General features: G+C 67.9%; 13 protein-coding genes and 1 pseudogene. 11 read left to right on the plus strand and 3 right to left on the minus strand.

Annotated features, from left to right (window positions below; genetic code table 11):
* Positions 1–79: 79 nt before the first annotated feature.
* Positions 80–583 carry an H-NS family nucleoid-associated regulatory protein gene (locus E5P3_RS36020; RefSeq protein ID WP_232073589.1) on the minus strand — a complete coding sequence of 168 codons (504 nt, stop codon included), beginning with the start codon at positions 581–583 and terminating at the stop codon, positions 80–82.
* Positions 584–876: 293 nt separating this feature from the next.
* Here E5P3_RS36020 and E5P3_RS36365 point away from each other — a divergent pair.
* The 10 genes and pseudogenes from E5P3_RS36365 to fahA form a co-directional block, all read left to right on the plus strand.
* Positions 877–1257, plus strand: a pseudogene (locus E5P3_RS36365) (anthranilate synthase component II); the annotation flags it as partial.
* 79 nt (positions 1258–1336) lie between these two features.
* Positions 1337–2974, plus strand: a complete 1638-nt coding sequence (pabB, locus tag E5P3_RS32760; RefSeq protein ID WP_332107415.1) for an aminodeoxychorismate synthase component I — start codon at positions 1337–1339, stop codon at positions 2972–2974.
* 1 nt (position 2975) lies between these two features.
* Positions 2976–3845 carry a DMT family transporter gene (locus E5P3_RS32765; RefSeq protein ID WP_232073591.1) on the plus strand — a complete coding sequence of 290 codons (870 nt, stop codon included), beginning with the start codon at positions 2976–2978 and terminating at the stop codon, positions 3843–3845.
* A 480-nt stretch (positions 3846–4325) separates the two neighbouring features.
* On the plus strand, positions 4326–5057 hold the full coding sequence (locus E5P3_RS32770; RefSeq protein ID WP_162590212.1) for a TetR/AcrR family transcriptional regulator: 732 nt from the start codon (positions 4326–4328) through the stop codon (positions 5055–5057).
* Entirely contained in the window at positions 5054–5998 is a 945-nt protein-coding gene (locus E5P3_RS32775; RefSeq protein WP_162590213.1) for an ABC transporter substrate-binding protein, read from the plus strand. The genes E5P3_RS32770 and E5P3_RS32775 overlap by 4 nt, the downstream gene beginning before the upstream one ends.
* Positions 5995–6777, plus strand: coding sequence for an ABC transporter ATP-binding protein (locus E5P3_RS32780; protein WP_162590214.1), 783 nt, complete (start codon positions 5995–5997; stop codon positions 6775–6777). Before E5P3_RS32775 ends, E5P3_RS32780 begins: the two co-directional genes overlap by 4 nt.
* 100 nt (positions 6778–6877) lie before the next feature.
* Entirely contained in the window at positions 6878–7624 is a 747-nt protein-coding gene (locus E5P3_RS32785) for an ABC transporter permease (protein ID WP_162590215.1), read from the plus strand.
* Positions 7621–8409 carry an ABC transporter permease gene (locus tag E5P3_RS32790; RefSeq protein ID WP_162590216.1) on the plus strand — a complete coding sequence of 263 codons (789 nt, stop codon included), beginning with the start codon at positions 7621–7623 and terminating at the stop codon, positions 8407–8409. Before E5P3_RS32785 ends, E5P3_RS32790 begins: the two co-directional genes overlap by 4 nt.
* A gap of 136 nt (positions 8410–8545) precedes the next feature.
* Positions 8546–9364, plus strand: coding sequence for a cyclase family protein (locus tag E5P3_RS32795; RefSeq protein ID WP_162590217.1), 819 nt, complete (start codon positions 8546–8548; stop codon positions 9362–9364).
* A gap of 6 nt (positions 9365–9370) precedes the next feature.
* On the plus strand, positions 9371–10705 hold the full coding sequence (fahA, locus tag E5P3_RS32800) for a fumarylacetoacetase (protein ID WP_162590218.1): 1335 nt from the start codon (positions 9371–9373) through the stop codon (positions 10703–10705).
* A gap of 298 nt (positions 10706–11003) precedes the next feature.
* On the opposite strand, the gene E5P3_RS32805 is transcribed toward fahA, so the two are convergent.
* Entirely contained in the window at positions 11004–11339 is a 336-nt protein-coding gene (locus tag E5P3_RS32805; protein WP_162590219.1) for a hypothetical protein, read from the minus strand.
* Positions 11340–11781: 442 nt separating this feature from the next.
* Between E5P3_RS32805 and E5P3_RS32810 the strand changes: the two genes are divergently transcribed.
* Positions 11782–12693: an AraC family transcriptional regulator gene (locus E5P3_RS32810; RefSeq protein WP_232073593.1), complete on the plus strand. Its 912-nt coding sequence runs from the start codon at positions 11782–11784 to the stop codon at positions 12691–12693.
* On the opposite strand, the gene E5P3_RS32815 is transcribed toward E5P3_RS32810, so the two are convergent.
* Positions 12681–13595, minus strand: a complete 915-nt coding sequence (locus E5P3_RS32815; protein ID WP_162590220.1) for an AraC family transcriptional regulator — start codon at positions 13593–13595, stop codon at positions 12681–12683. The genes E5P3_RS32810 and E5P3_RS32815 overlap by 13 nt on opposite strands.
* Positions 13596–13726: the final 131 nt, after the last annotated feature.

The raw sequence follows: 13726 nt of genomic DNA on the forward strand, positions 1-13726 counted from the left end.
CAGTATCGCCTTGCGGTACTCGGCGTCGCAACCCCGGACCCGGCAGCTCTGAGTCGCCCCGGATGAGCGCGGCGCGCCCCTATGCCGTCAGGGACTCCAGGGATTGGCCGGCTGCGAGCGCTTCCTTGAGCCACCGCGGCTTGGGCCCGCGTCCGCTCCAGGCATTGCCGGCCTGGTCGCGGTAGCGCACTTGCGAAGCCACCTTCTTCTTCCCCGCACCTCGGCGGCCGGAAGCGGCTGCATCGACCTTGCCCGGCTGCGTGCGGAACGCACCGATGCTGCGGCCGCCATCGATGGCCTCGCGCAGCCAGCGCGGGCGAGGACCGCGCCCAGACCAGGTGTTGCCCTTGCCGTCCGCGTAGCGGGGGGACGCGCCAGCGCCGGTGGCAGAGTCGGCGCGGGCCCCTGACCGCCCGGGCTTCGAGGTGCTGCCCAGACCGAGCTGCTCCGCAGTCAGGCCGTAATGCGCGATCGCGACCTTGATGCGCGCCACCACGCCTTCTGCCTCCTTCTTGCGCAGCTTGTCGGCCTGGCGCTGAAGTGCCTCGATCTGCCTCTGGATCTTTTGATAACTCTCAGTCATTGGCAACTCTGGTGGATTGAACGGGATTGGACTTCCGTTGCATTGTCAAAGAACGCAACATCTTTTCCGGCGAGTCCTCCATCGTACCTAACTCCGATGCGGCAGATGTGAATGTTGCGCATGCGCAAGGCTCACCCTTGCAAGGACAGAGAGCTCACGCGCAACTCCAACGGCGGAAGCGTCCTCGCAGTGCCTACCTGGGGCATCCACCTTGCAACTGCCAGATTCGACAGTTGTCCGCCCGAAAGCGCCGCTCAAACATGGAGTCGTCTGCAATCCCCAAGAGGTCTCTAATGCGCACCCTCCTGATCGACAACTACGACTCCTTCACCTACAACCTCTACCAGTACCTCGCGGCCTGCAACGGCGAGCCGCCCTGCGTGGTGCGCAACGACGAGCTGAGCTGGGACGAGGCCGAAGCCATCGGCTTCGACAACATCGTGATCTCGCCGGGCCCGGGACGCCCTCAGCGCGCCGAGGACCTCGGCATCTCGGCGGACGCGCTGCGGCATTCGAAGGTGCCGGTGCTCGGCGTTTGCCTGGGCCACCAGGCGATCGCGCACCACTGCGGCGCCACGGTGGATCTGGCGCTTCGTCCGATGCATGGACGTATCGACCGCGTCTCGCATGCGCAGCGCGACCTCTTCCGCGGCATTCCCGACCGCTTCGAGGCGGTGCGCTATCACTCGCTGGCGGTCACGGACTTGCCGCCCTCGCTGCTGCCGCTCGCATGGAGCGGCGACGGAAACGCTGATGGCGCTGCGCCATGCGACCCGACCCTGGTGGGGCGTGCAGTTCCACCCGGAGTCGATCTGCACCGAGTTCGGCGCACGCCTGCTGCGCAACTTCCGCGAACTGACCGAGGAGTGTCGCGCGGCCCCGCCGCCGCGCGACACTGTGGGAATGCCCCTGCCGCCAAGGATCACCCCGCGCGCCGCGCCGCTGTTTTGCCACGCCGAATGCCTCGACACGCAGATGCCGCCCGACGAGCTCTTCGCCCGCGCGTTCGCCGGCACCGATGCCGCCTTCTGGCTCGACAGCAACCTGGCGCAGGGCGGGCACTCGCGCTTCTCCTTCATGGGCGATGCGCAGGGACCGCGAGCCCAGGTGCTGAGCTACCGCTCAGCGCCGCAGGAGCTCGTCATCCGCCGCGGCCAGGTCCTGGAGACGCGATCGCAGTCGATCTTCGACTACCTGCACGAGCAGCTTTCCGGGCAGCCGCCCGCAGGCGCCTCCGTGCTGCCCTTCGATTTCGCGGGCGGTTTCGTGGGCTACTTCGGCTATGAGCTCAAGCGCGAGCTGGGCGGGCGCCATGCGCACGACGCCCCCACACCGGACGCGATGTGGATCCTGGCCGACCGCTTCGTCGCCTTCGACCATGCCGAGCAGCAGACCTGGATCGTCTGCCTCGACGAGCCTGAACTGCACGAGGACAACCGCGACTGGATGCAGGCGATGGCCCAGCTCGCGACGCAGCGCCCGCCGGACGCGGCCAGCAGCATGCCGGCACGCCGGCATGCAGCCGCGGCCCTGCGCTCGCTGCAGTGGCAGATCGACCTGCCGGCCTATCGAAGCCTGATCCTGCGCAGCCAGCACGAGATCGTCCAGGGCGAGACCTACGAGGTGTGCCTGACCAACCAGCTGGTCGGCGAGGGCCGCATCGATGCGCTGGGCGTCTATTGCGCGCTGCGCGAGCGCAACCCGGCCCCCTACGCGGCCTTCCTGAGGTGCGGCGACGTCGCCGTGCTGTGCGCCTCGCCGGAGCTCTTCCTGCGCATCGCCACCGACCGGACGGTGGAGTCCAAGCCCATCAAGGGCACCGCCCGGCGCGGCGCGACGCCACAGGAGGACGCCCAGATCGCCGCGGCCCTGATGGACGACGAGAAGACGCGCGCGGAGAACCTGATGATCGTCGACCTGCTGCGCAATGACCTCAACCGCGTGTGCGAGGTCGACAGCGTGCACGTCCCGGGCCTGTTCCGTATCGAGACCTACGCCACCGTCCACCAGCTCGTGAGCACGATCCGCGGCCGACTGCGCGAAGGCATGAGTGCCGTGGACTGCGTGCGCGCCGCCTTCCCGGGCGGCTCCATGACCGGCGCACCCAAGATCCGGACCATGCAGCTGCTCGACGAGCTCGAGGTCTCCGCCCGCGGCGTCTACTCGGGCAGCATCGGCTACCTTTCCTTCAGCGGCGCGGCCGAGCTCAACATCGTGATCCGCACCATCGTTTGCGCAGACGAGAGGGTCTCGATCGGGGCAGGCGGCGCCATCATCGCGCTGTCGGATCCGGACGCCGAGGTGGAGGAGGTCGTGCTCAAGAGCCGAGCCCTGTGGCAGGTGCTGCGCGAATGCGGCGCCGCGCTCCCCGACCCGGACGGCCCGCGCTGAGATGGCCGACGCCGCGAACCGCCGCGGGGCGGCACTCATGACCTTCGCCATGGCGTGCTACGTGCTCAACGATGCCTGCGTGAAGCTCACCACCGACCGGCTGCCGCCCGGCCAGGTCCTCGCCGTGCGCGGCATCTTCGCGGTCGCGATCCTGTTGGCCATCGCCGTCGCCCTGCACCGGCTGCAGGGCGACTGGCGCACGCTGCGGCGCCCGCTGGTGGCCTTGCGCTGCGCGCTGGAACTCGCCACCGCGCTCGCCTCGGTGATCGCGTTGGCACTGGTGCCGCTCGCCCTCGTCACCTCGATCATGATGACGGCGCCGCTGATGATCTCGATCGCAGCCATGTCCCTCGGCTGGGAGCGCTGGCACGCCCGCCGGCTCGCCGGCACGCTGGCCGGCCTGCTCGGGGTGCTGGTCATCGTGCGGCCGCAGCACGGTGCGGCATCGCTGCCCGCCTGGGGCGCCGCGAGCGCCCTGCTGTGCGCGGCCCTGCTGGCCGCGCGAGAGCTCGCAACGCGCCGGCTTCCCCTCGAGGCACCGTCATGGATGATCGCGCTGGCGGCCGCTGCTGCAGTCTGCGCGGGCGGCGCTGCGCTGGGCCTGTCCGAGCATTGGCCAACGCTCACGCGGAGGGAGGGCGGCCTGCTCGCCGCCGCGGCCCTGTTCGCCGCCCTGGGCAACTACGCCCTCATCGCCGCCTGCCGGCGCGGCGACCTCTCGGCGATCGTCCCCTTCCGCTACAGCAACATCGTCTGGGCGCTGATCGCCGGTCATGTGCTGTGGAGCCACACCCCGGACCTGCAGGCCTTCCTCGGCATCGCGATGATCGTGGCCGGCGGCCTGCTGTCGATGGGCGGCAGGCGCCCCTGACCCTCTCGACCTCGAACCTCGCAACCCGCCCTCGATGGGTCGTCGACGATCTCGCGCTGCGGCAGCCTGCCGGCATTCACCGGCCATTCGCCCGGATGCAGCATCCTCGCCTGCTCCTCGAAGAACCCACCTACGTGCTGCACCGCCATCTCCTGCCCGCTCCAGCACGCACGGCGATGTTCCGGCGCGAGCACGAGTGCTTCCATCTGTGATCGCCGTCCACCTGGCGCTACTGGCCGGGTAGCGCTTTTCGCCGGCCATCCTGTCGTGTTTCTTCGCCTGCCTGGATGCTCCTGCGGGCATGGGCGCTTCGGCCAGGCACCCGGTGTGCGGCGTGGACGACTGAATGCCCATGTAGTTCTACGTGCCGGGGGCGGACATGGCTTGGCGCAACGGCGTACCGCGCGCCGCTCAACCGAGGCCGGCCTCAGGGTTTGTACGTGTGTTCAATATTTTTGTACAGATGTTCAATACATTCCCATGCACGCCCGCACCCTGCCCGTCAAGCGAAGCGTCCACCGGGCTGCGGCCGCCAGCGCCGAAGCGGCCCGGCCGGACCGGCGTCACGCGATCCTGCTGGCGGCGGAGAAGCTGTTTGCACAGCATGGCTACCACGCAGTCACCATCCGCCAGATCGCCGAGGAAGCCGGCGTGCCGCTGGCGCTCGTCGGCTACTACTACGGCCCCAAGCACGATCTCTTCCATGCGATCTTCGAGCACTGGAGCCACACCATTGAGGAGCGGCTGGCGGGCCTGAGGGCGGTACGCATCGACCCTGCGAACCTGCGCACGCTGCCGCGCATCATCGGGGCCTTTACCGGCCCGGTGCTCGCGCTGCGCGCCAGCGCCGAGGGCGAGTACTACGCGCTGCTGGTGGCACGCGAGCTGTACCACGCGACCGAAGAGGCCGACCGCGTTCTGCGCGGCTACTTCGATCCGCTGGCCGAGGCCTACATCGACGCGCTGCACCTCGCGCTGCCCCACGCGACGCGCGCACAGGTGGCATGGGCGTACCAGTTCGCGCTGGGCGCCCTGCTGCACCACCTGAGCGACAGCCGCATCGAACGGCTCTCGCGCGGCGAGAACCGGCGCAGCGATCCGGCCGCCGCACCGATGCTCGTGAACTTCATCGTTGGCGGCCTGCGCGCCGCGCTGCCGCGGCCCAAGGCACCGCCGCCCAGGAAAACCACCCCAAGGAGACAGAAGACATGATGAAACGACGCTCCCTGCTGTCGGCGCTGGCCGCTGCCTCGGCCGCCGCGGCGCTGCCCTCGCGCGCACAATCCAACCCGAAGATCGTGTTCGGCTACACCGCCGTGTCCGACTTCGCCTCGGTCTTCGTGGCCGCCGAAGAGGGCTACTTCAAGAAGCGCAATCTCGACGTGGAGCTGAAGTTCATTCCGCTGAACTCCACCATTCCCGCGGCGCTGCAGTCCGACTCGCTGCAGATCGGCGGGCCGACGCCTTCGGTGTTCCTGCAGGCGGTGGATGGCGGGCTCGACCTGGTCCTGGTGGCAGGAGGCGGGCTCACGTCGAAGACCATCACGGGCTTCGGCCTGGTGGCGCGCGCCGGCTCGGGCATCAAGAACGCGCAGGACTGCGTGGGCAAGAAGATCGGCGTGCCCGGACTCGGCGCGTTCCTGCACGTGACCTTTCGCGCCTGGCTCAAGGACAGCGGCGTGGACTACCGCAAGGTCAGTTTCGTCGAGGCCTCGTTTCCGCAGCATGCCGACCTCTTGCGCGGCGGCTCGGTGGATGCGGTGGTGTCGGCCGACCCGTTCATGAGCCGCATCACCGAGAGCGGCGCGGGCTACGTGGCGTCCTACTACTCCACCTTCCTGCCCGAGAACAACCAGACCATCGTGCACGCGGCCAAGCGCGAATGGGTGGCGAAGAACCCGGGCGCCGCGCGTGCTTTCCGCGAATCGCTGGTCGAGGCCGCGGCCTTCATGCAGCAGCCGAAGAACGATGCCAAGGTGCGTGCCGCGATCGGCAAGCACATCAAGCTGCCGCCCGAGGTGCTCGCGAAGATCCAGATCTCGCCGCCCGGTGCGACGGTGAACGAGAAGCAGCTGGGCTACTGGGTGGGCCTCATGAAGGACCAGGACATGCTCAAGACGCCGATCGACGTTGCGAAGCTGATCGCCAAGTGAACATTCCCGCCGACTTTCTTCGCTTCGATGGCGTGGCGATCCGGCTCGGCGGGCGCGAGATCCTGTCGCCCACCTCGTTCGACGTGGCGCGCGGCGAGTTCGTGTGCATCGTCGGCCCGAGCGGCTGTGGCAAGACCACGCTGCTGCGCGCGGCCAGCGGGCTCGTGGCCGCAAGTGCCGGTGAGGTGCGACGCCGCGGCGTGAAAGTGACGCAGCCCTCGCGCGAAGTCGCCTTCGTGTTCCAGGACTACGGCCGCGCGCTGCTGCCCTGGCGCACGGTCGAGGGCAATGTGAGCCTCGCGCTCGAGGCGGCCGGCGTGCCCGCTTCGCTGCGTGCGCCGCGCATTGCCGACGTGCTCGGCAAGGTGGGGCTTGCAAGACATGCGCAGAAGTTCCCGGTCCAGCTGTCGGGCGGCATGCAGCAGCGCGCCCAGATTGCCCGCTGCCTGGCGCAGAAGCCCGAGCTGATGATGATGGACGAGCCCTTCGGCGCCCTCGATGCCCTCACGCGCCAGAGCCTGCAGGACGAGCTCGCGCGGCTCGTGCGCGACACGGGGCTCACGGTGCTGTTTGTCACGCACGACCTCGAGGAGGCGATCTACCTTGGCGATCGTGTGATCGCGCTGCAGGCGAACCCCGGGCCGGGGCGACCCAGCCTGGCGCGGATGATCGACGTGAGGATTCCGCGGCCGCGCGACCAGCTCACGACCAAGGAGCATCCGCAATACCTGCAACTGCGGCGCGAGCTCTTCGCCTTCATCGAGCAAGGTCATGACTAGGCACACCCCAAGTCTTCGCGCAGTTCGCCCAGTTCGCGCACCTCGTGCCGCTCCCCCCTCGCCGGCGGCCCGGCACCACCCGTTGCGCGGTGTTCCTGGCATGGTCCGTCCCTTCGTCTTGCCGCTGGCACTGCTGGCGCTGTTCGAGTGGTATGCGCGGCGCGCGGCGGCGCTGGGCAGCGACGCGCTGGCCCCGCCGAGTGCCGCACTCAAGGCTTTCATGGGCGCGGCGCTCGACGGCTCGCTCTGGCGGGCTACCGGCTTCACGCTCGGCACGGCCGCGCTCGGCCTTCTGCTGGGTGCGGCGCTCGGCATCGCGCTCGGGCTGGTGCTTGGGCTCTCGCGCCGCGCGGCTCAACTCGGCTCGCTGTCGATCGAGGTGTTGCGGCCCGTGCCCTCGGTGGCGCTGATTCCGCTCGCGATGCTGACCTTCGGGTTCGGCGTGCGCATGGAGCTGGCCATCGTCGCCTTCGCCACTTTCTGGCCGCTGCTGGTGCTGATGCAGTCGGCAGTGCAGCAGATCGAGCCGCGCCTGCTCGAAGTGAGCCGCGTGCTCGGCCTCTCGGCGCGCGAGCGCGCCTTCAAGATCGTGCTGCCGGCCATCGTGCCGCGCCTCTTCGTGGCACTGCGCCTTGGCGTGGCGGTGGCGCTGGTGGTGGCAGTCACCGTCGAGATCGCGGCCAACCCGCACGGCATGGGCTACGCGATGATGATCGCGCAGCAGAGCTTCGATCCCGCGCTGATGCTCGCATGGCTGGGCTGGATCGGCGTGGTGGGCTTTGCGGTGAACGCGGGCATGCTGCTGCTGCAACGCGTGGTCGCGCGGCGCATGGGGGTGCCGCCATGAGCGCTGGGGGCCGCGTGGGCCTGATGACCTGGCTGGGCTCGTTCGCCGTGCTGTGCGCGCTCGTTGCGCTCTGGTGGATGGCCAGCAATGGGGGCTGGGTGAGCCGCGTGTTCCTGCCGACACCGCAAGCCACGTTGTCGAGCCTGCTCGAAGGGCTCAACCTGTCGGGCGCCTCGGGAGGCGGCGAGCTGCTCGCCTTCACGCAGGCCACCGTTGCTCGCATGGTGCAGGGATGGCTGCTGGCCTCGCTCTTCGGCGTGCTGCTCGGTGCGGCGATCGGCGTGTCGCCCGCGGTGCGGGCATGGGTGCAGCCCACGCTCGAGTTCATCCGCCCGCTGCCCGCGTCGGCGCTGCTGCCGCTGGCCATCTCGATCTTCGGGCTGAACCCCGGCATGGTGCTCTTCGTGGTGGCCTTCGGCGCGATGTGGCCGGTGCTGCTGGCCACGGTGCACGGCTTCGCGGCCGTGGAGCCGCGGCTTTCGGAGGTGGCGCGCTGCTTGCAGATGTCTCGCGCGGCCTTCGTCTGCAAGATGGGCCTGCCCAACGCCATGCCCGACATCCTGGCCGGCATGCGGCTTGCGCTGACCATTGCGCTGATCGTCGCGGTGGTGGGCGAAATGATCGCTTCGCAAAGCGGTCTGGGCCAGGCCATTCTTCTTGCGGCGCGCGCGTTCCGCGCCAGCGACCTTTTCGCGGGCATCGCATTGCTCGGGCTCATCGGCTTCGCCAGCAACGCGCTGCTGGCCAGTGCCGAGAAGCGGCTGCTGCGTTGGCAGCAGCCGTAGAAGGCGCATTCCCGCACGCACAGGACGCGAAAGGACGACCGGATCGATGAACTGAAGCCCTTTGCGCTCTGTGCGAAACCTTCGCGTCCTCTGCGTCGTGCCTCTGCCTTTTCATCCAACACCTCAAAGGAGCCTCATGCCACGCAAATTCGTCGACCTCTCGATCTTTCTCGAGAACGATGTACTTTCCGATCCGCCGGCCTTCGCACCGAAGATCCAGTACTTCACGCACGAGCAGACCTACGAGCAGATCGAGCCCTTCTTTCCCGGCCTCAAGAAGGAAGACCTGCCAGACGGCGAAGGCTGGGCCGTGGAGTTGGTGCAGCTGTCCACGCACAACGGCACGCACCTCGACGCGCCCTATCACTTCCACTCGACCATGGACAAGGCGCTGGGCGAGAAGAAGCCTGCCATCGCGATTCATGACGTGCCGCTCGAATGGTGCTTCCAGCCGGGCGTGAAGCTCGACTTCCGTCATTTCGCAGACGGCTACGTCGTGACCGCCGCCGACGTCGAGGCCGAGCTCCAGCGCATCGGCCACACGCTGCGCCCGCTGGAGATCGTGGTGGTCAACACGCGCGCGGGCTCGCGCTACGGCAACGCGGACTACGTGTCGGCCGGCGCGGGCATGGGCTACGAAGCCACCATGTACCTGCTGGAGCGCGGCGTGCGCCTCACGGGCACCGACGCGTGGAGCTGGGATGCACCCTTCGTGCACACCGCGAAGAAATACGGCCAGACGCAGGACGCCTCGCTGATCTGGGAGGGCCACAAGGCCGGCCGCGACATCGGCTACTGCCACATCGAGAAGCTGCACAACCTCGAGGTGCTGCCGCCCACGGGCTTCTTCATCAGCTGCTTTCCTCACAAGATCCGCGGCGCATCGGCGGGCTGGACGCGCGCGGTGGCGATCTTCGACGATGCATTGATGGCGTCGGTCCCAACGGAAGGCTGAGCACAGATGATCGCGCTCAACCATACGCACGATGCCGGCGCCAGGAGCTGGGTCGATGCCGCCAATATCGAAGGCACGGACTTCCCGATCCAGAACCTGCCCTATGCGGTGTTGCGGCGCAGGGGCAGCCAGGAGCCCTTTCGCGGCGGCGTCGCCATCGGCGACCAGGTGCTCGATCTGGCGGCGCTGTGCGCCCGCGAGCGGCTCGACGGCCTCGCGCTCGATGCGGTGCGTGCCGCCGCGCTGCCGGCGCTCAACGACTTCTTCGCGCTCGGCGCGGCCGCATGGCAGTCGCTGCGCCACGCCGTGTTCGCGTTGCTGCGCGACGGCACTGCGCCTGCCACGATGCAGGCGGTGCGTGAATGCCTGGTGCCGCAAGCCGAAGTCGAATACACGGTGCCCGCGCGCATCGGCGACTACACCGATTTCTATACCTCGATCGACCATGCGCTGAACATCAGCCGCCTGATGAACCCGCAGGGCGACGTGACGCCCAACTTCCGCTGGATACCGACGGCCTACCACGGGCGCGTATCGACCATCGGCATCAGCGGCCAGCGCTTTCGTCGGCCGATGGGCCAGACGATGGCCCCGCGCGCGAAGGCGCCCACGTACCATGCCTGCGCGCGCCTCGACTACGAGCTCGAACTGGGCATCTGGATCGGCCAGGGCAATGCCGCAGGCGAGCCGATTGCGCTCGAACACGCGGAAGAACACATCTTCGGCATCTGCCTGCTCAACGACTGGTCGGCGCGCGACATCCAGTTCTGGGAGATGGCGCCGCTCGGGCCCTTTCTTGCAAAGAACTTCGCCACCACCATCTCGCCGTGGATCGTGACGATGGAAGCGCTCGCGCCCTATCGCCAGGCCTGGACGCGACCTGCGAGCGAGCCCCAGCCTCTGGGCTATCTGGAAAGCGCGGCCAACCGCGAGGGCGGCGCCATCGACATCCGCCTGGAGGTGTGGCTCGAAAGCGAGAAGGCGCGCAATGACGCAAGCGGCCCTTCGCGGCTGTCGCGCACGAGCTTCAGGCACCAGTACTGGAGCGTGGCACAGATGGTGGCGCACCACACGGTGGGCGGATGCAACCTGAACGCCGGCGACCTGTTGGGCAGCGGAACCATCTCGGGACCGGGGCCGGGCGAGGCCGGCGCGATCATCGAGCTGACGCGTGCAGGGCAAAGCCCCGTCACGTTGGCCAATGGCGAACAGCGCGGGTTCCTTGAGGACGGAGACGCCGTGCTGCTGCGCGGCTGGTGCGAGAAGCCGGGGCACGCCCGCATCGGCTTCGGCGAATGCCGCGGAACCGTTCTGCCGGCCGAAGGCTGGGGAGTTCCGTAGCGCCCGACGAAGGAGTGGGAGGTGGCATTCGCATGAGATGCGGAGCGGGAAAAGGATTCAGGAACACAGAGGCTGGCGCCCCATTTGGCGATGGGCGGCCGCGGATGCACGGGGAGTACACCTTGGTCGACGGGCCGAAACTCGCAGACCTCAGATGGCAGGGTAGACTCCGGCGCCCATCTGAGCCAGCAGATCAATCACGAGATCCTCATGCGCCTGCAGCGACTGCGAGCTCTCGTCATCCCAGATCTCCGCCGAGTGAATGCGGTCCCGAAGAGGTCCAGCGACCTCGCCACAGTCACGGTGACTCGGCCGTACAGCGCAGGAAGGTCGGGTAGTCGCCATCGATACGGTCTGCCCACAGCGCGCGCCCGCTCTCGCCGTCGACGAGTTGCAGGGTCAGTCGCACCGTGTCGCCTAGGCGCACCAGGCCGCCATCGAGTACATAGCGCACGCGGAGCTCGCGGCGGACGCGACGCGCGTCGAAGCCGCGGCCGCGGTAGCTGTCCGCGGTCCCCCGTGAGATCACGAAGCTCTCGGGAATGCGCGACAGGTCGACCGTGATCTCGTCGGTGGGCACGGCGGCCAGGTGGTCTTGCGCCGGGTCGCCGCCATCGCTTGCAATGGGCAGCACGACGATCGACAGGCGAGGCAGTGCGGGGTGGCACCACCGGCGCGCTGCGCTGCGGCCACCACCAGGCCAGTGCTGCCGCAGCGAGGGTGGCAGCCGCGAGGCCGCTCCAGAGCGCGGCGGCAGCAGTGCCTCGCCTCACCGGCGCGGCGGCCTCGCCCGCGGCCGTGCCGATCGCCGCCGGAGCCGACGAGGACGCCTCTTCGCCAGCAGGTGTGGCCGGCCCCGCGTCTGCAGCTCGTGAGGCCGGCACAGGCTCGACCGGAGCCGCGAAGAGATACCCGCGCCGTGGCAGCGTCTTGATGTTGTGCTGCCCGCGCTCGCCGAGAACTTGCCGGATGTCGGAGACACAGCATCCCGGTGGTCACCAGTTCTTCTCTCGTCCTTGCCTATTCTTCTCACGACGCTTGCCTCGGGGGCTCTGCGCTCACCCATGATGGGAGGCATGAGCAATGCGATGGCTGAGTTGCGCAGGTTCGCGATGCGCGCGGAAAACACATGGACCGACACCGGCTTGCCACGGGTGGCCGTCGTTTGCGCCGAGGCGTTCGCCGACCAGGTCTATCAGCCCATGCTGCACATCGTGTTGCAGGGCTCCAAGATGCTGTCGATCGGTGATCGCATGCTGAACTGCGAGGAAGGGGCGTACTTCGTCGTACCCGTGGACGTTCCCGCCACCGGTCAGATCCGACCTGGCGGACCCGGCTTGCCTTATCTCGCCATCAGCCTGACCCTCGATCCGGAGGTCATCGCCAGCCTGACCGTTGGCGACGGCACAAGGAACGAGCAGGCGAACACGGTCTGCTTCTCGCCGGTGCAAGCGCCAGTGGAGATGATCGACGCGTGGCTGCGCATGCTGCGGCTCGGTGATCGCCCGCATGAAATCGCAGCCCTCGCGCCGATGGTCGAACGCGAAATTCTCTTTCGCGCATTGCAGGGGCCGCTGGGAGACCAACTGCGTGAGATCGCGCGACCCGACGGACGGCTTGCCCAGATTCGGCGCGCCGTCCAGTGGATCCGGGACCACTACGCCGAACCATTTCTGGTGGAGAGTCTGGCGTCGATTGCCGACATGAGCGTCCCGTCTTTCTATCGTCACTTCCGTGCGGTGACATCCATGACGCCGATTCAGTACCAGAAGCGCCTGCGCCTGCTCAGGGCACGCTGGTTGCTGCTGTTCGAGCCGCGGGATGCCGCTTCGGTCGCCTTCACCGTGGGATACGAAAGCCCCTCTCAATTCACCCGCGAGTACGCACGCATGTTCGGCCTGCCGCCGATTCGTGACATCGCCAGATTCAAGGCACCGGCAATGCCGAACGACGGGGATGCGGCGGGGCTCTCACTTCAAGCGGCCTGAGTCGCCGACGTCGCCGCGCGAGGGGCATACGTGGAGAGTAGCCGCTCCGAGTCGCGTGCGGGGGGCAGCCCGAATGCGCGGGCGTACTCACGGCTGAACTGGGTCGCACTCTCGTAGCCGACCTCCAAGGCGGCCGAGGTGACGCTCTTGCCGCCGACCACCAGCAGCGTGCGGGCTTGCAGCAAGCGGATCCGCTTCTGGTACTGCAGCGGGCTGAGAGACGTGACCGCCTTGAAATGGCGGTGAAACGCCGACTCGCTCATCGCAGCCCTTTCAGCGAGTGCCTCGATCCGCAAGGGCTCCGCGAAATCGCGGCGGATCCATTGGATTGCCAAGCGGACCCGCGCCATGGCGCTGTCGGGCCGTGCGATCTCACGCAGCATCCCGCCCTGCGGACCTTGCAGCACCCGATAAAGAATCTCTCGTTCATAGGCCGGCGCCAACGCGGGGATGTCGTCGGAGTGGTTCGTCAGTCGCAGCATGCGCACCCAACCATCCATCAGTTCCGGCGTCACCGCTGCGACCGAAAAGCCGATCTCGACCTTCTCGGGTTCGGCAAGTTTAGGCAGGTCTGCGAGCAACGCTGCGATCACCGTGGGCTGCAGCGTCAGCGCCACTGCCAGATATGGCTCGCCGGATGCATCTGGCCATACCGTGCCGACAGCAGGCAGGTCGACCGACATGACGAAGTAGTTGGCCGGACAGTAGTGCAAGGTCTGGTCGCCCACGGTCATGGACTTGCTCCCTCGCAGGATGAGGTTGACCATCGGGTCGTAGACCGCAGCCAACTCGTGCTCGGGGATCTTGCCTTGCACCATCGCGACCCGGGGGATGCCGGTCTCCGTCATACGGTTCTGTGCCTTGGCGGTAAGGGTCCTGAGCTCAGCGAGTTGTTCTTCCATGCGATGCATCAGACCGCATCACGCACAGTAGCGCAAGCGCAAAAGCAGTTTTAGGCAGGCTTGCGCCAGAAACGGGCAGGCGCGAAAGCGGTGCGCAACCTATCGTTCGTTCACTGTCAACCAACCTGAGA

Origin of the sequence: Variovorax sp. RA8 (genome assembly GCF_901827175.1) — a bacterium.
In the GTDB taxonomy this organism is placed as follows: Bacteria; Pseudomonadota; Gammaproteobacteria; order Burkholderiales; family Burkholderiaceae_C; genus Variovorax.